This window comes from Chryseobacterium takakiae, from assembly GCF_900129385.1.
Lineage (GTDB): Bacteria > Bacteroidota > Bacteroidia > Flavobacteriales > Weeksellaceae > Chryseobacterium > Chryseobacterium takakiae.
Genome location: NZ_FQVO01000006.1, coordinates 86,397 through 105,630, shown reverse-complemented (window position 1 = coordinate 105,630; position 19,234 = coordinate 86,397). Strand labels below are relative to the sequence as shown.

General features: G+C 37.7%; 23 protein-coding genes. 18 read left to right on the top strand and 5 right to left on the bottom strand.

The genetic code is table 11. The annotated features are described in order from the left end of the window. Nucleotides 1-89 precede the first annotated feature (89 nt). Together BUA76_RS09505 and BUA76_RS09500 are read left to right on the top strand one after the other, a co-directional pair. Nucleotides 90-1,433 (top strand): cytochrome ubiquinol oxidase subunit I, encoded by a 1,344-nt coding sequence (locus BUA76_RS09505; RefSeq protein ID WP_072884575.1) that lies wholly within the window; start codon nucleotides 90-92, stop codon nucleotides 1,431-1,433. Then, nucleotides 1,430-2,437, top strand: coding sequence for a cytochrome d ubiquinol oxidase subunit II (locus tag BUA76_RS09500; RefSeq protein WP_072884574.1), 1,008 nt, complete (start codon nucleotides 1,430-1,432; stop codon nucleotides 2,435-2,437). Before BUA76_RS09505 ends, BUA76_RS09500 begins: the two co-directional genes overlap by 4 nt. An 86-nt stretch (nucleotides 2,438-2,523) precedes the next feature. Here BUA76_RS09500 and BUA76_RS09495 read toward each other — a convergent pair whose 3' ends face one another. The 4 genes from BUA76_RS09495 to BUA76_RS09480 form a co-directional block, all read right to left on the bottom strand. Continuing rightward, complete coding sequence (locus BUA76_RS09495) at nucleotides 2,524-3,342, bottom strand: OmpA family protein (protein WP_083573200.1); 819 nt, start codon at nucleotides 3,340-3,342, stop codon at nucleotides 2,524-2,526. Between the two features lie 112 nt (nucleotides 3,343-3,454). Then, on the bottom strand, nucleotides 3,455-5,155 hold the full coding sequence (gene lysS / locus BUA76_RS09490; protein ID WP_072884572.1) for a lysine--tRNA ligase: 1,701 nt from the start codon (nucleotides 5,153-5,155) through the stop codon (nucleotides 3,455-3,457). A gap of 160 nt (nucleotides 5,156-5,315) precedes the next feature. After that, entirely contained in the window at nucleotides 5,316-5,693 is a 378-nt protein-coding gene (locus BUA76_RS09485) for a c-type cytochrome (RefSeq protein WP_072884571.1), read from the bottom strand. Continuing rightward, nucleotides 5,693-5,923 (bottom strand): hypothetical protein, encoded by a 231-nt coding sequence (locus tag BUA76_RS09480; protein WP_072884685.1) that lies wholly within the window; start codon nucleotides 5,921-5,923, stop codon nucleotides 5,693-5,695. The genes BUA76_RS09485 and BUA76_RS09480 overlap by 1 nt, the downstream gene beginning before the upstream one ends. A gap of 380 nt (nucleotides 5,924-6,303) precedes the next feature. Here BUA76_RS09480 and BUA76_RS09475 point away from each other — a divergent pair, with 380 nt between their 5' ends. The 16 genes from BUA76_RS09475 to BUA76_RS09400 all read left to right on the top strand — a co-directional run bounded on the left by BUA76_RS09475 (nucleotide 6,304) and on the right by BUA76_RS09400 (nucleotide 18,460). Further along, nucleotides 6,304-7,725 carry an anthranilate synthase component I family protein gene (locus tag BUA76_RS09475; protein WP_072884570.1) on the top strand — a complete coding sequence of 474 codons (1,422 nt, stop codon included), beginning with the start codon at nucleotides 6,304-6,306 and terminating at the stop codon, nucleotides 7,723-7,725. Between the two features lie 124 nt (nucleotides 7,726-7,849). Continuing rightward, complete coding sequence (locus tag BUA76_RS09470; RefSeq protein WP_072884569.1) at nucleotides 7,850-8,203, top strand: four helix bundle protein; 354 nt, start codon at nucleotides 7,850-7,852, stop codon at nucleotides 8,201-8,203. A gap of 1 nt (nucleotide 8,204) precedes the next feature. Then, nucleotides 8,205-8,816, top strand: coding sequence for an anthranilate synthase component II (locus BUA76_RS09465; RefSeq protein ID WP_072884568.1), 612 nt, complete (start codon nucleotides 8,205-8,207; stop codon nucleotides 8,814-8,816). A gap of 22 nt (nucleotides 8,817-8,838) precedes the next feature. Further along, nucleotides 8,839-9,825, top strand: a complete 987-nt coding sequence (gene trpD, locus BUA76_RS09460; protein WP_072884567.1) for an anthranilate phosphoribosyltransferase — start codon at nucleotides 8,839-8,841, stop codon at nucleotides 9,823-9,825. Between the two features lie 5 nt (nucleotides 9,826-9,830). After that, entirely contained in the window at nucleotides 9,831-10,610 is a 780-nt protein-coding gene (gene trpC / locus BUA76_RS09455) for an indole-3-glycerol phosphate synthase TrpC (RefSeq protein WP_072884684.1), read from the top strand. An 18-nt stretch (nucleotides 10,611-10,628) separates the two neighbouring features. Further along, on the top strand, nucleotides 10,629-11,315 hold the full coding sequence (locus BUA76_RS09450) for a phosphoribosylanthranilate isomerase (RefSeq protein WP_072884566.1): 687 nt from the start codon (nucleotides 10,629-10,631) through the stop codon (nucleotides 11,313-11,315). Nucleotides 11,316-11,644: 329 nt separating this feature from the next. Beyond that, nucleotides 11,645-12,028: a transposase gene (locus BUA76_RS09445; protein ID WP_262484271.1), complete on the top strand. Its 384-nt coding sequence runs from the start codon at nucleotides 11,645-11,647 to the stop codon at nucleotides 12,026-12,028. An 85-nt stretch (nucleotides 12,029-12,113) separates the two neighbouring features. Further along, nucleotides 12,114-13,292: a tryptophan synthase subunit beta gene (gene trpB, locus BUA76_RS09440; RefSeq protein WP_072884565.1), complete on the top strand. Its 1,179-nt coding sequence runs from the start codon at nucleotides 12,114-12,116 to the stop codon at nucleotides 13,290-13,292. A gap of 122 nt (nucleotides 13,293-13,414) precedes the next feature. Further along, nucleotides 13,415-14,149, top strand: a complete 735-nt coding sequence (gene trpA / locus BUA76_RS09435; protein WP_072884564.1) for a tryptophan synthase subunit alpha — start codon at nucleotides 13,415-13,417, stop codon at nucleotides 14,147-14,149. Between the two features lie 32 nt (nucleotides 14,150-14,181). Continuing rightward, complete coding sequence (gene lipB / locus BUA76_RS09430) at nucleotides 14,182-14,910, top strand: lipoyl(octanoyl) transferase LipB (protein WP_072884563.1); 729 nt, start codon at nucleotides 14,182-14,184, stop codon at nucleotides 14,908-14,910. Between the two features lie 53 nt (nucleotides 14,911-14,963). Beyond that, entirely contained in the window at nucleotides 14,964-15,530 is a 567-nt protein-coding gene (locus BUA76_RS09425; RefSeq protein ID WP_072884562.1) for a Crp/Fnr family transcriptional regulator, read from the top strand. A 52-nt stretch (nucleotides 15,531-15,582) separates the two neighbouring features. Further along, complete coding sequence (locus BUA76_RS09420; protein ID WP_072884561.1) at nucleotides 15,583-16,035, top strand: DoxX family protein; 453 nt, start codon at nucleotides 15,583-15,585, stop codon at nucleotides 16,033-16,035. 129 nt (nucleotides 16,036-16,164) lie between these two features. After that, nucleotides 16,165-16,797, top strand: coding sequence for an NAD(P)H-dependent oxidoreductase (locus BUA76_RS09415; RefSeq protein WP_072884560.1), 633 nt, complete (start codon nucleotides 16,165-16,167; stop codon nucleotides 16,795-16,797). A gap of 21 nt (nucleotides 16,798-16,818) precedes the next feature. Continuing rightward, nucleotides 16,819-17,253, top strand: coding sequence for a MarR family winged helix-turn-helix transcriptional regulator (locus BUA76_RS09410; RefSeq protein WP_072884559.1), 435 nt, complete (start codon nucleotides 16,819-16,821; stop codon nucleotides 17,251-17,253). After that, the gene (locus BUA76_RS09405; RefSeq protein WP_072884558.1) at nucleotides 17,254-17,676 is read left to right on the top strand and encodes an organic hydroperoxide resistance protein; all 423 of its coding nucleotides are present in this window, start codon (nucleotides 17,254-17,256) and stop codon (nucleotides 17,674-17,676) included. A gap of 148 nt (nucleotides 17,677-17,824) precedes the next feature. Further along, nucleotides 17,825-18,460, top strand: a complete 636-nt coding sequence (locus BUA76_RS09400) for a hypothetical protein (RefSeq protein WP_072884557.1) — start codon at nucleotides 17,825-17,827, stop codon at nucleotides 18,458-18,460. A gap of 7 nt (nucleotides 18,461-18,467) precedes the next feature. Here BUA76_RS09400 and BUA76_RS09395 read toward each other — a convergent pair whose 3' ends face one another. Then, nucleotides 18,468-19,097, bottom strand: coding sequence for a peptide deformylase (locus tag BUA76_RS09395; protein ID WP_072884556.1), 630 nt, complete (start codon nucleotides 19,095-19,097; stop codon nucleotides 18,468-18,470). Between the last annotated feature and the right edge of the window lie 137 nt (nucleotides 19,098-19,234).

Genomic DNA, 19,234 nt, shown 5'->3' with positions numbered 1-19,234 from the left:
TAAAATCTTCAATCTGAATAATAACTGTCGGAAATCATATTCGTAAATAGGCAATTTATCCTTACATTTATTTACTTAAAATTATATTTATGGACGATTTCCTTGCAGCCCGTGCCCAAATGGCAATGTCCCTTGGTTTTCATATTATTTTTTCGTGTGTGGGAATGGTTATGCCTTTTCTGATGGCGTTTGCCCACTGGAAATATTTAAAAACAAATAATGAAATCTACAAAGGTCTCACCAAAGCATGGAGCAAAGGCGTCGCCATACTTTTTGCTACCGGAGCAGTTTCCGGAACGATGCTTTCTTTTGAGCTCGGACTTCTCTGGCCGCAGTTCATGAAACACGCTGGTCCTATTTTCGGGATGCCTTTTTCCCTGGAGGGAACAGCCTTTTTTATAGAAGCGATTGCCATAGGATTTTTTCTATACGGCTGGGACAGGTTTAATAAATGGTTTCACTGGTTCTGCGGCTTTCTGGTTGGGATCAGTGGCTTAGCTTCAGGAATTTTAGTAGTTGCGGCCAATGCATGGATGAATTCTCCTGCCGGTTTTGATTATATTAACGGACAGTACCTGAATATAGACCCTATCAAAGCGATGTTTAATGATGCCTGGTTTCCGCAGGCACTGCATATGACGGTTGCCGCATTTTGTGCCACAGGATTTGCTGTTGCGGGAGTTCATGCCTATATGATCCTTCGCAAAAAGAATGTTGAATTTCACACCAAAGCCTTTAAAATTGCTGCCGGATTCGCATTAATAGGAGCTTTTGGAGCACCTCTTAGTGGTGATGTTGCCGCGAAATCCGTGGCAGAGAGACAGCCTATAAAACTCGCTGCCATGGAAGCACATTTTGAGACAGAAAAAGGTGCAGCTTTTGTAATTGGAGGTATTCCGAATGAAGAAAAAGCAGAAATAAAATATGCTATAAAAATCCCTAAAGTCTTAAGTTTTCTCGTGAGCAATGATTTTAATTCTGAAGTAAAAGGACTGAAAGATTTTCCTAGGGATGAATGGCCGCCGGTTGCTGTTGTCCATTTTGCATTTCAGATCATGATTTTCTTTGGGGTTGTAATGATTATTATAGGAATTATTTATTTGTACGCTGCATTTTTCAAAAAAGAATGGCTGGAAAGAAAATGGCTGCTAAGGACATTCTTGACAGCAACTCCATTCGGATATATTGCGCTTGAAGCCGGGTGGACCGTAACGGAAGTGGGGAGGCAGCCCTGGATTATTTACGGAATTATGAAAACTGTGGATGCCGTAACACCAATGCCCGGAATACAATATTCGTTCTATTTCTTTACTGCCGTTTTTGTTTCGCTGTCTTTCGTCATTATTTTCCTTCTGACCAGGCAGATCAAAATGGTTCCGAAACTTTATGACCCTACCGATCCTCAGTTTAACGCTAAACAAAAAAAATTATGATATACGTAGTTATAGGTTTTCTCTGGCTGTCGATCTGTCTTTACGTGATTTTGGGCGGAGCAGATTTCGGGGCAGGAATTGTAGAGCTTTTTACGAGAAAAAAGAACCGTCCGAAAACGCAGATGATCATGTATGAATCGATCGCTCCGGTGTGGGAAGCCAATCATATGTGGCTGATCATTGCTATCGTTATTCTTTTTGTTGGTTTTCCTGAAATTTATACCACTTTGTCAACGTATCTCCATATCCCATTGGTTTTAATGCTCATCGGCATTATTGCAAGAGGAACGGCATTTACTTTCAGGCATTATGATGCTGTGAAAGATGAATGGCAGAGGCTGTACACCCAAATTTTTTATTTTTCGAGTCTGCTGACACCGTTTTTCCTGGGATTAATTGCTGCCGCTACGATTTCCCATTCGATCAATCCTAATGCTACCAGCTTTTTAGATTTATATATTTTCAGCTGGCTGAATTGGTTTGGCGTTGCTGTAGGACTGTTCACAGCTGCCATCTGCGCTTATCTGGCTTCTATTTTTGCCTTGAGAGAAACAGTTGACCGACTGGAACTTAATTTAATGATTAAAAAATCCAAGCAAACCATGATTTTTGTAGTCATTACCGGAGCATTGGTTTTCTTAACAGCTTATCTCTCCGATATTCCTTTAATCATGTGGGTCTTTTCAAAACCCCTGGGAATTATGGCAACCGCCTTTGCAACCATTTGCCTGGTATTGATCCTGAGAGCCATGAATACCAGGAAACTTCTTCCCGTAAGAGCATTAGCAGGATTCCAGGTTGTTATGATTTTAGTGGCCGCAACCTATCAGCATAATCCCAATATTATTCTTTTTGGGAATGGTCAGCATCTTTCTTTGCTGGAGCATGTTGCAGCTCCGAAAACCATCTCCGCTTTAGGATGGGCATTGATCTTGGGGTCTATCTTTATTCTACCGTTTTTATTTTATCTGATGGCTTCATTCAGCAAACTGAGACGAAATTAATAATAAAGGTCACGAAACAAATCCTTGATAATGAATTTGATTTGGAGTGGATTTCGGGCGGAAGCTTCGCTTCCGCCCGAAATCCACTATTTTTTAAGCACCACAATTTCCACTCTTCTGTTTTTTATCATATCTTCCTCAGTACGTTCAGGATAAACGACGGGATTGAGATGTCCCATTCCGGTAACTTTAATTTGTCGAGGATTTACTCCCTGCTTTTCAAGGAACTCTTTGATCGCATTAGCTCTCGTCCAGGAAAGATTAAAAGTTTTCAAATCAAGATCTTCACCGTCAAAATTATCGTAATCACAACAGATATGTCCCTGAAGCTCAACTTCAAGAGATGGGTTATTTTTCAGCACATCAGCCAGCTGAATTAGAATCTTATTTCCTTTCGGGAACCAGACATGACGGCCTCCGATAAAATTGACATTCGGTAAAGAATAGGTATCTCCGACTTTCATATCAGACACCTTTTTGCTGAAAAAACTTTCAAATGACCGGCCGGATTTTATTTCTCCAGCCATCAGTACCTGATCAACAAAAATATCTACTCTCCTGTTTCTACGGCGTAATTCTTCGGTACTGTTGTCATTGATCTGCTTTTCTTTTCCTAAGCCAACCACACTTTCCAAAGCAATCGTATTTCCGATTCTTGCCTGAAGGTATTTGCTGACCGCGCTTGCCCGATTTTCAGACAGCTTTTTATTGTATTCTGAGCTTCCGGAGATGTCACAGTTTCCGAAAATCCTGAATTTCAGATTGCTTTTCAGGTTTGCCAAACTATCTAATTTCTTTTGGGATTCTTTCGTGAGTGTATAACTGTCATAGTCGAAATAGACAGAAGTAAGCATTTGTGATTGGATACTGATACAACAAAAAACCAGCAATACGAGAGTTTTCATCTGATAGTTTTTAATGGAAACGTAAAATCAGCAAAAATAGTTTGCGTCTGTTTAAAAAAGTTCCGGCGGAAGCTTCGCTTCCGCCGGAACTAAATTATATAAAAATAAAATCTTAAACCAGTTTCATCAAAAGATTGTCATCAATCTTTTCTACTTTCACCAGATTATTCTTTGTTAACGTCTTAGACGCTTTATCCCATTTTTTACCGGAAAGCTGACTTCTTTCTTTCACTTCTGCCAATAAAAACGGCTCTTCCTGAGCGTTTAAAATTTCTAGAATCACTTTTTCGTCTTCACCTAATTCGACTTGAGGAACAGTTTTCTCAGGCTTCATCTGCGGGAAGAACAATACTTCCTGGATGGAGGCATTATTTGTTAAGAACATGATTAATCGGTCCATCCCGATTCCTAATCCTGATGTTGGTGGCATTCCGTATTCCAAAGCTCTAAGGAAATCTTCATCAATGAACTGACCTGCTTCGTCATCTCCTTTTTCAGACAGTTTTAACTGGTCCTCAAAACGTTCTCTCTGATCGATCGGATCATTCAGCTCAGAATATGCATTGGCAATTTCTTTTCCACACACCATCAATTCAAAACGTTCAGTAAGTCCTTCTTTGCTTCTGTGTTTCTTCGTCAATGGAGACATTTCAATAGGATAATCGGTAATGAAAGTCGGCTGAATGAAGTTGCCTTCACATTTTTCACCGAAAATTTCATCAATAAGTTTTCCTTTACCCATCGTTTCATTAACATCAATCCCGATAGACTTGGCAAAATCAAACAATTCCTGCTCTGTTTTTCCGGTAATATCAAAGCCTGTAAACTTCAAAATCGCATCCGTCATCGAAATTCTTTGATAAGGTGCTTTGAAATCCACTTCATGTTCTCCGAAAGTTGCTTTCGTTGTCCCGTTTACCTGAATCGCACAAAATTCCAACAATTTTTCCGTGAAATCCATCATCCAGTTGTAGTCTTTATAAGCTACATAGATTTCCATGGCGGTAAATTCCGGGTTATGGGTTCTGTCCATCCCTTCATTTCTGAAGTTTTTGGAGAATTCGTAAACTCCATCAAAACCACCTACAATTAATCTTTTCAGATACAATTCGTTGGCAATTCTTAAATATAATGGAATGTCTAATGCATTATGATGAGTGATGAACGGCCTTGCAGCCGCACCTCCCGGAATCGACTGTAAGATCGGAGTTTCCACTTCAAAATATCCGGCGTCATTGAAGAATGTTCTCATGGCGTTGAACAACTTGGTTCTTTTCACGAAAACTTCCTTTATCTGAGGATTTACCGTTAAATCTACGTAACGCTGTCTGTATCTTAGTTCCGGATCATTGAATGCATCATGCACTACTCCGTTTTCATCAGTTTTTGCCTGAGGAAGCGGTCTTAGTGATTTTGTAAGAAGGGTAAAGTTTTTTACCAAAACCGTTTTCTCACCAACCTGCGTTGTGAACAATTCTCCTTCAACGCCGATAATATCTCCTATATCTAAAAGGTGTTTGTACACCTCATTGTATAAAGTTTTGTCTTCACCTGTACAGATTTCATCTCTGTTGAAATACACCTGAATTCTGCCTGTAGAGTCCTGCAATTCAGCGAAAGAAGCTTTTCCCTGAATTCTTCTTGACATTAATCTTCCTGCAATCTTAACCTGTTTATTATCAGCGAAATCCTGTTTTATAGATTCTGTAGTATCTGTAATTACATATTCATCTGCCGGGAATGCGTTAATCCCCATTTCAACAAGCTTGTTCAGCTTTTCTCTTCTGATAATTTCCTGTTCTGATAATTGCATTATTTCTATATTTCAATAACGCGCAAAGATAAGGGTTTTTGTCCTTAAAATTCAAAATTTTGTCTGCTTTCGGAGTAAATTAGGTAAGATTATTGCTAAATAAGTATAAAAAAAGCTGTGTCCCGTAATGAGAAACAGCTTTATTATTTTTCAGGATGGATTATTTTTTCTTTAGCATTAAAATATACTCCACCATTTTTTTAGCCTCTTCTTTTGATACCTGAGGATGCGGTGCCATCGGTACACTGCCCCAGACTCCGCTGCCGCCTTCTATAATTTTTGAAGCAAGCAGATCAATATCTTTTTCAGAATACTTATCTGCAATTTCCTGATAAGAAGGTCCTATCATTCTTTCATTAACCGCGTGACATCCGGAACAATCCAGGCTTTCGATGATCTGATCTCCGGAAAGACTGTTTTTCGCAGATTCAGTATCAACCGTTTTTTCCGAAGATGCTGTGTCCACAGGCACATTTTCTTTTTGAGAACAAGAAAACAGGCACAGCCCAATAATTCCTGCTAAAAAAAGTTTTCTCATTATTTTGTAAGCGTATCGGCTTTTGCGTCTTTAGCAGGAACTGACATTGCCGCATTTACATCAGCTTCCGGTGTATCTCTTGTTTCTGCGCTGGAATCCTGCTGTACTGCCGTTGGTGCGTCCGGTTCCGGCAACATTGTGTTGCTGTCTTGTAAGTCATGATTTGGCTTTTTAGAACAGTTAGCCACTAATAAACCTCCGATAAATGCAATTGCTAATACTTTTTTCATTTTTTCTATAAAATTATTAAGCAAAAATATAAAAAATAAACTTTTAAACTCATGATAAATATTCATTTTAAAGATATTCTAAGAAAAGAAACACCAATATTAGTACTCTTAAGACAGATCATGCTGTAATTATTATGACGAGAAAGAAATTAAATTTTCTGGATTTTATTTTTTGTATTAAAAAAAATATTTACATTTGTGGCATGTTTCATATCAGCAACAATAAAAATTGGTGGTGGCTTTCAAACTCTTCGTCGGGTCTGAAGTTATTGTCGTGTTGGTGATTCTTATACAGCGATTATAATCATAAATTATATAATAAAGACTTTGACGTATCCCGTTGAAGTCTTTTTTTGTTTAAACTATATAAAAAAACTGTGATGTTCAGTAAAAAAATAAAAATAAAAACCGTTTCCAGAAAAACCCTTGGAGATCTCCAGACTCCGATGAATATTTACCTGCAGGTGCGCGATAAATTCAGAGACACCATTTTGCTGGAAAGCTCAGATTCCAAAAACATGGATAATAATTTCTCATTCATTGCCATCAATGCCATCGCCGGAATTGAAATTAAAAATCTAAAAGAATATGAACTAAAACTTCCTGGTGAAGAACCTGTAAAACAACCTTTAGAAAAAGATATTGCCGGTATTTTTGACGAATTTTCAAATGTGTTTGAATGTGAAAAAACGCATGATCCGATTGCAGAAACCGCTCAAAGTCTTTTCGGGTATACCAGCTTTGAGGCCGTGCAATTCTTTGAAAAGCTTGAATTTAAACCGCAGAGTCCGGAAGTTGAAATCCCGCTTCTCCGCTACCGCCTGTATCAATATGTAATTGCTATCAACCACTACAATGATGAAATGCATCTTATCGAAAACCAGATCGAAGGAATAAAATCCGATATGTATACGCTGGAAAGTTATATCAAAAATAAAAATTCTGCCATTTATCCGTTTGAAAAAAATGGAGAAGAAATTTCAAATATTACAGATGAAGAATATATCGACCTGGTGAAAACAGCCCAGAAACACTGCATGAGAGGGGATGTATTTCAGTTGGTTCTGAGCAGAAGATTTGAACAGAAATTCAAAGGGGACGAGTTCAATGTGTATCGTGCTTTGAGAAATATAAATCCTTCGCCGTATTTATTTTTTTTCGATTACGGAAGCTACAAACTCTTTGGTTCAAGCCCTGAAAGCCAACTCATTATTAAAGATAACAAAGCGATTATCCATCCTATTGCGGGAACTTTCAAAAGAACCGGCGACTTTGAAACCGATTTGCAATCCGCCGAATCTTTAAAAAAAGATCCCAAAGAAAACGCAGAACACACCATGCTTGTTGATTTGGCGAGAAATGATCTCGGAAAGCTTGGAAAAAACGTCACTGTGACAAAGCTGAAGGAAATACAATTATTTTCACACGTTATTCATATGGTGAGCGAAGTTACCGCCGATTTATCTGAAGGAACAAAACCTTTCGAAATGATGGCAGCAACCTTTCCACAGGGAACGTTAAGCGGAGCTCCAAAACATAAAGCATTACAGCTCATTAATACCTATGAAAAAGATTCAAGAGGATATTACGGTGGATGCATAGGATTTTTCGGGTTAAACGGAACCTGCAACCAGGCCATTATGATCCGTACTTTTTTAAGCAAAAACAATACGCTGTATTATCAGGCGGGAGCCGGATTAGTCGCAAAATCAAGCCCAGAAAGTGAATTGCTGGAAGTGAATAACAAGCTTAATGCCCTGAAAAAAGCAGTGGAGAAAGCAGAAAAGCTATTTAATGGTTGATCGTTGTTGGTTGATCGTTGTTGGTTGATCGTTGTTGGTTGATCGTTGTTGGTTATCAGTTGATGGTAATGGCTAACTTCATGATAGTGATCAAAATAAATAAATAAATAAATAAATACAAATTATGGAATACACAAATCTTGATGTTTGGATTGAATCAAGAAAACTTACTAATCTTGTTTATAATGCAACAAAAAAATACCCAAAAGAAGAAATTTTCGGACTTCAAAATCAAATCAGAAGATCTGCAATTTCTGTTCCCTCAAATATCGCAGAAGGTTGCGGAAGAAATACAAACAAAGAAACAATACATTTTCTGTTTATCGCAAGAGGTTCATTATATGAATTGGAAACACAGCTGTATTTATCTTCCGACCAAAATTACATAAATGCCAAAGAGTTTACTGAAATTTTAAATCAAATAATTATCTGTAAAAAGTTATTAAATGGGTTTATAGCCTATTACAAAAAAAAATAAAATGAAACAAAATATCCCAACAACCAACAACCAACAACCAGCAACTAAAGTTCTGGTCTTCGATAATTACGACAGCTTTACCTACAATCTTGTTCAGATGATCGAAAGAATTCTGCAGACAAAAGTAGACGTTGTAAAGAACGACGAAATTACGTTGGAAGAGATTAGCAAATACGATAAAATTGTTCTTTCACCCGGTCCCGGAATCCCCGAAGAGGCGGGAATTTTACTGGATTTAATTAAAGAATATGCGCCCACAAAAAGCATTTTAGGAGTTTGCCTCGGCCAGCAGGCCATTGCTGAAGCATTCGGCGGAAGCCTGATTAACCTTACTGAGATTTTCCATGGTGTTGCCACATCCACAGAAATTGTAAAGCCGGAGACCAAAATTTTTAAAAATCTCAATAGCGGAATGGAAGTCGGAAGATACCATAGCTGGGCGGTAAATCCTGACGGTTTTCCGGAAGAACTTGAAATAACAGCAATAGACAAAGATGGTATGATCATGGCACTGCAGCATAAAACCTACGATGTTCATGGCGTACAGTTCCATCCTGAAAGCATTCTGACCCCGGAAGGAGAAATTATTATCAGAAACTTTCTTCTGAATTAATAATCTATTTAAATTAAAATCAATGAAAGAGATTCTAGAATATCTTTTCAATCATCATACGTTGTCCAAATCTCAGGCAAAAGCCATTATGATTGAAATTGCTCAAAATAAATTCAATATGACCGAAGTTACCGCTTTTGTAACGATTTTCCTAATGCGTAATATTACATTACCCGAACTTCAGGGTTTCCGTGAAGCTCTTCTGCAAATGGCTGTTCCGGTTAATATTGATGCAAAAGATGCGATTGACATAGTAGGAACCGGTGGTGACGGGAAAAACACCATAAACATCTCAACCCTTGCGAGTTTTGTGGTTGCCGGCACCGGACAAAAAGTGATAAAACATGGAAATTACGGTGCATCAACCCTCACAGGTTCTTCAAATGTTCTGGAACAGGCAGGCTATATTTTTAAAAAAACTTCGGAAGAATTACAGGAAGACCTCAACAAAGCCAACATCTGTTTTCTGCATGCACCCTTCTTCCACCCTGCCCTACAATCGGTTGGCGCATTGAGAAAATCACTTGGGTTACGGACATTTTTTAATCTCCTGGGACCGTTGGTCAATCCTGCCAAACCGCAATTTTCAGTAATTGGTGTTTATAATCTTGAGATTGCAAGGATTTACCAATACCTCCTTCAGAAGGAAAGCCGCGATTTCATTCTTGTTCATGGAATGGATGGTTACGATGAAATCAGCCTTACCCACGACAGCAAAATCATCACCAAAGAAGGCGAAGAGATATTTTCAACACTTGATCTGGGTTTTGAACCTGTAACGGCAGAAAGCATTCAGGCGGGATCAACTATTGCGGAAACAGCTGAAATATTTAAAAACATTCTAAAAGGAAGAGGAACACCGCAGCAAAATGCAGTGGTTTTGGCCAATGCTGCCGTTGCGCTTTTTCACACAGGGAAATTCGGAAACTATGAAAGCTGCCTGGTTCTTGCCAAAGAAAGTCTTTACACTGGAAAAGCATTAAACAGCTTTGAACTGTTATTAAAATAATGCTTATGAATATACTTGACCAAATCATTCAGAGAAAAAAGGAGGAAATTGAGTTTTCAAAGTCGAAAATCTCCGTTCAGCAGTTGAAAGATTCAGCATTCTTTGGAAGAAAAACGTATTCTTTAAAGGAAACATTAAAAACCAAAAGCGGAATCATCGCCGAATTCAAAAGAAAGTCTCCTTCAAAAGGAATCATCAATGATCAGTCTTCTGTTTTAGACGTCGCTTCAGCGTATCAAAAATTCGGAGCCAGTGCAATCTCGATATTAACTGATCATGATTTCTTCGGAGGAAGTCCTACAGATATATACCCAATAAGGGAACATATCAGTATTCCTATTTTAAGAAAAGATTTTATGGTGGATGAATATCAGTTTTACGAAGCAAAAAATATGGGTGCAGACATTGTACTGCTTATTGCGGCCAGTCTTTCCGTTTCCCAGGTTGATGAGTTTACAGATCTGGCTCATACGCTCGGCTTGGAGGTTTTATTGGAAATTCATACCGAAGAAGAATTACAACATTATAACAAAAACATAGATCTGGTAGGAATTAACAACCGGAATTTAAAAGATTTCCGGGTAGATCTGGAACATTCGGTCCGGTTGAAAAATCTGCTGCCTAAAAAGACACTCTCTGTTGCAGAAAGCGGAATTTACAGTGTTGAAGATTTCATGTATTTGAAAGAAAAAGGGTTTGACGGTTTCCTCATGGGAGAATATTTTATGAAAAATGAAGATCCGGGAAATGCATTCAGGGAATTTGCTTTGAATGTAACAATATAACAGTATAAAAATTTAACAATGATCGAGACGCAACTAAATGATCTGCTAAAAATAAAGGTGTGTGGTTTAACACAATTGGAGCAAATTGAGGAACTGATTTCAATGAATACCGATTTTCTTGGTTTTATTTTTTATGAAAAATCACCGAGGTTTATTTTGAATCACCTGAATATGAAACAGATTTCAGAGGTTGCACATCAGGGAAAAGTGGGGGTTTTTGTAAATGAAAGCTTAGAAAAAGTGACAGAAACCGCAGAAAAGGCAAAACTGAATCTCATTCAGCTGCATGGTGATGAAGATAACGGTTTTATGATCGAACTAAGAAAACAATTATATCCTGAAATCAAAATTATTAAAGCCATACGAATTGGAAATCAAAAATCAGATCAATTACAGCAAACGATAAACACCAATAAATCCATTGTTGATTATTTCCTCTTCGACACCGATTCTGCAGCATTTGGCGGAACAGGAAAAACCTTCGACTGGAATATATTAAATGAAGCAGAAATCCCCTTTCCTTACTTTCTAAGTGGCGGCATTTCACTGGAAAATATTGAAAATGTAAAGATCTTAAAGCAAAAACCTTTTGCCATCGATATCAATTCACGCTTTGAAATAAAACCCGGCATTAAAGATCTGAAAAAAATAAAAATATTAAACAAATATTTCCACAAAACCGAGTCCCGAAGGGACGACCTATAACAGAATCGGATGCAAATCCGATTAAATAAAAATTTTAAACAAAAAGAGTCCCGAAGGGACGACCTACAATAGAATCGGATGTAAGCACGATTTAAATAACAATTAAAAAAACAAACAAAGTCCCGAAGGGACAACTTATAGCAGAATAGGATACAAACCCGATTAAATAAAAATTTTAAACAAAAAGAGTCCCGAAGGGACGACCTACAATAGAATCGGATGTAAGTCCGATTTAAATAACAATTAAAAAAACACAAAGATGTCACAATCATTAGTAAAAAATTATGTTCACATTGTTTTCAGCACAAAACATCGGGAAGATTTCATTGATGAAAAAAATAGAAAAGGAATTATTTTCATATATCGCGGTCATTTGTAAAAATTTAGAAAGTACAGCATTGCAAATTGGAGGAACAGATAACCATATTCATATTCTTTGTATGCTTTCAAAGAAAATTGCACTAATGAAATTAGTACAGGAAATTAAAGCAAATTCATCCAAATGGATAAAAACTAGAGGAAAAAAATATGAAAATTTCTTCTGGCAGGATGGGTACGGAGCTTTTTCAGTGACTGAAGAAAATCTATTTGTTGTAAGAAATTATATCAGAAACCAAAGACAGCATCACCAGCAAATCCATTACAAGGAAGAACTGATGGACATTCTCGAAAAACACAAAATGAAATATGACGAAAAATATTTATGGGATTAGTTTAATTGGATTCCATCCAATTCTGACATAAGCCGTCCCTTCGGGACTTGCTCAATCAAAATAATATAACATTAAAAACCAAAATATGAATTACAAAAATCCCGATAAACACGGATACTATGGAGAATTCGGAGGAGCATTTATCCCCGAAATGCTTTATCCCAATGTAGAAGAATTACAGTCTAATTATTTGGAGATCATTGAGTCCGAAAGTTTTCAGAAAGAATACCAGGATTTATTAAAAAATTATGTTGGGCGGGCGACACCTTTGTATTTTGCTAAAAATTTAAGCGAAAAATACAATACCAGAATATATCTTAAAAGAGAAGATCTCAACCATACGGGAGCCCATAAAATCAACAATGCGATAGGGCAGGTTTTACTGGCAAAACGTCTCGGCAAAAACAGGATTATTGCTGAAACCGGCGCCGGACAGCATGGAGTCGCCACTGCCACAGCATGTGCTTTGCTCGGACTGGAGTGTATTGTTTACATGGGAGAAATTGACATTCAAAGACAGGCTCCGAATGTTGCCCGTATGAAAATGCTGGGCGCAGAGGTGATTCCCGCAACTTCAGGCTCCAAAACATTGAAAGATGCGGTAAATGAAGCCTTGAGAGACTGGATCAACAATCCCTCAACTACACATTATGTCATTGGAAGTGTCGTTGGGCCGCACCCTTTTCCGGATTTGGTGGCGAGGTTTCAGAGTATTATTTCAAAAGAAATCAAAGAGCAGCTGCTGGAACAGACGGGACACGAAAATCCCGATTACGTTATTGCCTGTGTTGGCGGCGGAAGCAATGCTGCAGGAGCTTTTTACCATTTTGTAGAAGAAGAAAACGTACAACTGATTGCAGCCGAAGCCGGAGGTTTCGGAATAGATTCGGGAAAATCTGCTGCCACTACTTTTTTGGGAACGTTAGGCGTTCTTCATGGAAGCAAAAGTCTGGTGATGCAAACCAGTGACGGACAGGTTATTGAACCTCACTCTATTTCCGCAGGACTGGATTATCCCGGTATCGGACCTTTTCACGCGAATTTGTTTACAGAAAACCGGGCGGAATTTTTCAGCATTACTGATGAAGAGGCATTGCAGTCGGCATTTCAGCTCACCAAAATTGAAGGAGTTATTCCAGCTCTGGAAAGTGCCCATGCTCTAGCCGTTTTAGATAAAAAAACATTTGAAAAAGATGATATTGTTGTGATCTGTCTGAGCGGTCGTGGAGATAAGGACATGGAAACCTATCTAAAACATTTATAAAATAATTGGGCGATAATTCCCGTCTTCCGCTCCCGCTTTTTTGTTCCGCTTCGCTGCACAAAAAGAGCTCCGCTCAAGCCGGATCGCATATTCAGCATAAAACAAATTAAAAAGCATTTTAAATGAAAAAACTCAATATATACTTCACCGCAGGAATTCCACAGCTGGAAGATACTGCAGACATTATACAGCTTATTCAGGATTCCGGGGCCGATATGATCGAAATCGGAATGCCCTATTCTGATCCTGTGGCCGACGGACCTGTTATTCAAAAGGCTCACGAATCGGCACTGAAAAACGGAATGACAATAGAAAAGCTTTTTTCACAATTGAAATCCATTAAAAATAAACTCAAAATTCCTTTGATTTTAATGGGCTATATCAACCCTGTTTTAAGTTTTGGGTTTGAAAATTTTTGTAAAGAATGTTCTGAAAGCGGTGTTTCAGGATTGATAATTCCGGATCTTCCTTCCATTGAATTTGAAAAAAATTATCAGCATATTATAAAAAAATACGGTCTGAACTTTACTTTTCTGATTACTCCTGAAACATCAGATGAAAGGATTCTGTATCTGGATTCTTTAAGCTCCGGGTTTCTGTATGCCGTAAGCTCCTCATCAACTACCGGAAATCAAAATGCAGATTTAAAAAATGAAGAATATTTTTCAAGAATTGCATCTTTACAGCTGAAAAATCCGGTGATGATCGGTTTCGGAATAAAAACAAAACAAGACTTCGAAACTGTAACCGAAAAAGCCGCCGGCGGAATCATAGGAACTGCCTTTGTAGATATTTTACTTCATGATAGAGATTGGAAGAATAAGGCTATAGATTTCATCCATTCGATCAAAGCGTAAAAATCACTAAATTTGTATCATCAAAAAATAAAATGAATACACATCAGAATAAAGTTGTAGAATTTGAAGATTTAGGAACCAGAGAGTACCAGTCAGCCTGGGATTATCAGGAATCTCTGATGAAGAACATCATCGACCTTAAAATTAAAAACCGCGACCTGCCTGCAGAACAGCATAGTATCACACCCAACCATTTTCTTTTAGTAGAACATCCGCATGTTTACACGTTAGGAAAAAGCGGTCATGAAGAAAATATGCTCGCCGGAATCGACAAATTAAAAGAGATTGATGCCACTTTTGTAAAGGTAAACCGAGGCGGGGATATTACTTATCACGGATACGGACAAATTGTAGGCTACCCTATTCTTGATCTTGAAAACTTTTTCACCGATATTCATAAATACATGCGAAACCTGGAAGAAGTTATTATCAGGACCATTGCAGAATACGGACTGAAAGGAGAACGCTCCGAAGGGGAAACAGGAGTCTGGCTGGATGTCGGAAAACCTTATGCCAGAAAGATCTGTGCGATGGGCGTAAAAGCTTCACGATGGGTTACACTGCATGGTTTTGCTTTAAACGTCAACACCGATATGCGGTATTTTGAATACATCGTTCCATGCGGGATAAAAGACAAGCAGGTCACTTCTTTAAAAAGAGAGCTGGAAAGAGAACTGACCCCTGAAGAAGTGGAAGATATCAAAGCAAAAATCAGAAAACATTTTGCGGATGTTTTTGAAGCGGAATTGCTTATAAAATAATTTCATCTATACAATCTGTTCGTTGCGGACAGATTTTTTAATACTTATTCTGCATGCAACAGATACGGGACTATCTTGAACAAACAGTAAAAATGACAGATAAAGACTGGATCATGTTTTCTTCAAAGCTTTATCGTCAGGAATTTCCTAAAAATACATTACTCCTGGAAGCAGGCAGCACGGAAAAGCATCTTTCCTTTGTTGAAGAAGGAATTATCCGCTTTTTTATCCCGAAAGAAGAAAATGATTTAACGTTTGCTTTCGTATTTGAAAACAGCTTCGTAAGCGGTTATGATTCTTTTTTAACCCAAACACAATCAACATATACCATTCAGACCCTCACCAAAACCATTCTCTGGAGAATCACTTACGAAGATCTGCAAAGAATATATGAACAGACCGAAATCGGGAATACCATCGGAAGAAAAGCCGGTGAAGAATTGTTTCTAAAAAAATCCAAAAGAGAAATTTCCTTACTTGACGAGACGGCCGAACAACGTTATCTGAATTTGTTTACCGAACAGCCACACCTTATTAAAAATATTCCGTTAAAATATATTGCCTCTTATATCGGGATCACACCGCAGGCCTTAAGCAGAATACGAAAGCGAATTTATTAACCTTGGTTCATTGTCCGGAAAAGTTCATATTCTGACCTTTGCTAAAAAAATAATGAAACCATTGCTTATTTTACTAACTGTCTTTTCTATTTCTTTATTTACTATCAAAATGTTCCGTGGTAATTTTAACGTGATCATTTCAGCGAGAATCGCAATGGCTGCCATGCTTATGTTTACGGCTGTCGGACATTTTATCTTTACTAAAGGAATGTCTATGATGCTGCCGGATTATATTCCTTTTAAAACAGGAATTATTTACCTGACAGGAATTTTGGAAATACTAGCGGCAATTGGAATTCTCATTCCTGAAATCAGGATTACCACAGGCTGGCTACTGATTGTATTTTTTATTGTAATCCTTCCTTCAAACATATATGCGGCCATTAACCATATTGATTATCAAAAGGCTACATTTAAGGGAGATGGTATAAGCTATCTTTGGTTCAGAATACCTTTACAGATATTTTTTATTATTTGGGTGTATCTGTCAGCAATTAAATTCTGACAAAACGTCTTATTGTTCTGAAAAATAAATTACATGCATATCAAATTCTATTTGAAAATACAATTAAATTGTGCACAATTTAATTTGGCAACATTTTTGCATAGACTACTGCAAATAAAAAATATCAAAATGTCATTAATAGAAGATTTAAACTGGAGACATGCCGTAAAAGCATATGATCCTTCAAAAAAAATTTCAGAAGAAGATGTATATAAAATTTTAGAAGCAGCAAGACTTGCTCCTACTTCATCCGGTTTACAGCCATTCCGCGTTATTGTAGTTGAAAGCCAGGAACTGAAAGAAAAAATGGTGAAAGGTGCTTTAAACCCGGAAGTAATGAGAGATTCTTCCCACGTTTTGGTTTTCGCCGCATGGGACAGCTATTCGGATGAAAAAATCGACAAAGTATATGATTATCATACCGATGTAAGAGATCTGCCTAAAGGGCGTTTTTCAAGTTATACCGATAAACTTAAAGAAATATACGGAGCACAGACTCCGGACGAACATTTCGCCCATACGGCAAGACAAACTTATATTGCACTCGGCCTCGCTATGGCTCAGGCTGCTGAACTGAAAATCGACAGTACTCCAGCAGAAGGATTCAGCAATGAAGTGGTGGATGAGATTTTGGGACTGAAAGCTTTGGGATTAAAAAGCGTAAGTTTGCTGTATCTGGGATACCGCGATGAAAAAAACGACTGGCTTTCCCACATGAAAAAAGTGAGAATTCCTATGGAGGAATTTATCATCAAAAAATAATTAACCCTAAATTTTCAAGTCATGGAACAACAGGAATCTTTACAACTGCAAAATCAACTCTGCTTTCCGCTGTATGTAATCGCAAAAGAAATCACAGGACTTTACCGACCGTTCCTTGATGAGCTTGATATTACCTATCCTCAATATCTCGTAATGATGGTCTTATGGGAAAATGACGGTCTTTCTGTAAACCATATCGGTGAAAAGCTGTATCTCGACAGCGGAACACTAACACCTTTGCTGAAAAGGCTGGAAACAAAAGGCTTCATTACGAGGAAAAGGAAAAAAGAAGATGAAAGAGTCGTAGAAGTATTTATCTCGGAAACCGGAAAAGCACTGAAGGCAAAAGCCTGCAAAATTCCGGAAAAAATATCTAAAAAAATCGACGCTTCCGAGCAGGACTGGATCGATCTTAAAACAAGCGTATTAAAAATATTAAATAAAATAGAAAAATAAATGAAAACCTTATATACAACAAAAGTTACAGCAACCGGAGGAAGAAACGGCCATGTAAAAAGCGATAACGGAGTCCTTGACCTCGACGTTAAAATGCCGAAGGCGCTTGGTGGAGCTAATGATGATTTTACCAACCCTGAAATGCTTTTCGCAGCCGGATATTCAGCGTGTTTTGACAGTGCCCTGAACAGAGTGATCTCTTTATCGAAAACCCAAACAGGAGAAACAACGGTAACTGCGGAAGTGAGCATCGGACAAATTGAAAACGGTGGTTTCGGACTGGCTGTTCAGCTTGATGTCAATATTCCAGGAGTTTCTTTGGAAGAAGCACAATCATTAACGGAAAAAGCACACCAGATCTGTCCCTACTCGAACGCTACAAGGAACAATATCGAGGTGAAACTTTCGGTAACCAATAATTAAGATATCCTTATATAAATAAATCTGTTTCTTCCTGGAGCAGATTTATTTTTTTAATTAATCCCGGAATGATTAAAACTGTATATCATGCTCATTATAAGGTAAAGATTTAAATCATAATTCATACATTTGTGAACCCAAAACTATCTTCATGAAACAATTAATTACACTGACTTTCTTATTTATCTCATTATTTTTTTATGCCCAAAACTATCCTTTCGCAAAAGATTTTGCCAGCGGAAAAGTTACTCTTAAAGATTCATCCGAGCTGAGCGGACAGATCAAATGGTACCCCAGCCAGAATGATAAACTGAAATTCAGAAAAAATGAAAGTGAAAATCCGGTAAAATATAATCCTGATGATCTAATTAGTTTTTCTTCAGGAGATATGAAATTTGTACCCCTCCACAATTTTCAGACATATGCAGATAATTATGCCTTGATTGGTACGCCTACCAAAATTGAAAATACTTTCGGACAGGTAATTTCAGGAGGAAAATTTAATGTTTATCTGACTTCAATAAGAGGATACAATGCTATTTCAAGAACTGCTGAAGATTATCTGAATTTTGTATTTCAGGACACCGCTGATCCCGACAAAAAGTTATACGCTTATCCGTACATGATCAGAATGAAGGAAAAAAAATATGAAAAGGCAAAAGAAAACCTTTATGTCCTTTTCAAAGATTATCCTGAGATTGTTGAAAAGATAAGAGCATTTAAAAAAGAAAATAACTTTCTGGAAATCATTGATATGATCAGTAATATCAACACACAGAAGAATTAATCTAAATTTATCTGGTCACGGAATCCGTTTTTTTGAAAGCGTCCACTTTTTGATAAGAATTGTTTTTCTCTTTCTCCTTTTTATCAGAAATTAAAATTCCGAAAAGATGGTCGATCTCATGCTGGAAGATGACCGCAGTAAATCCCTCCACCATCTCCGAATATTTTTGTCCTTTCAGGTCAACATACTCCAGCTGGATTACCTTGCTCCTGTAAAACTGGTCCCTGAAATCGGGAATCGAGAGGTCGCCTTCCGGTCCAAGATTTTGTAATTCCGATCTCCACACAATCACCGGATTGATAAAGTATTCCAGCGGTTCCCCTGCTTTATCAAAGCGCTGTACCCAAATCACTTTGCGGTTGATGCCGACCTGAGGCGCCGCAATGCCTACGCCTCCATCCGTTGAAAGCAAAGATTGCTTCATTCTGCGGACTAAAATTGCCGTGTTTTTATCTAACGGATCAATTTCAGTGGAAATATTAAGCAGCGTTCTGTGCTGATTTTCATCAGTGGTTTGATAAATAGGCAATGCTGTGGTTACATCACCTTGATTAATAATGGAAATCTCATCAGAACTAAGCTTCTGGGCATTCAAAAGACTTATAAAAAAGACGAAGAAAAATACTATTTTTTTCATGTTGCCGGAATGTTGAGCAAAGATAAAAGATGTTTCTAAATTTTTCAAAACCGTGTCGTATTATTTTATTTATGATTATAGCAACCTTTCCGTATATCTATGACCACAGATTTCCATAGATGATTTCGTATATTTTA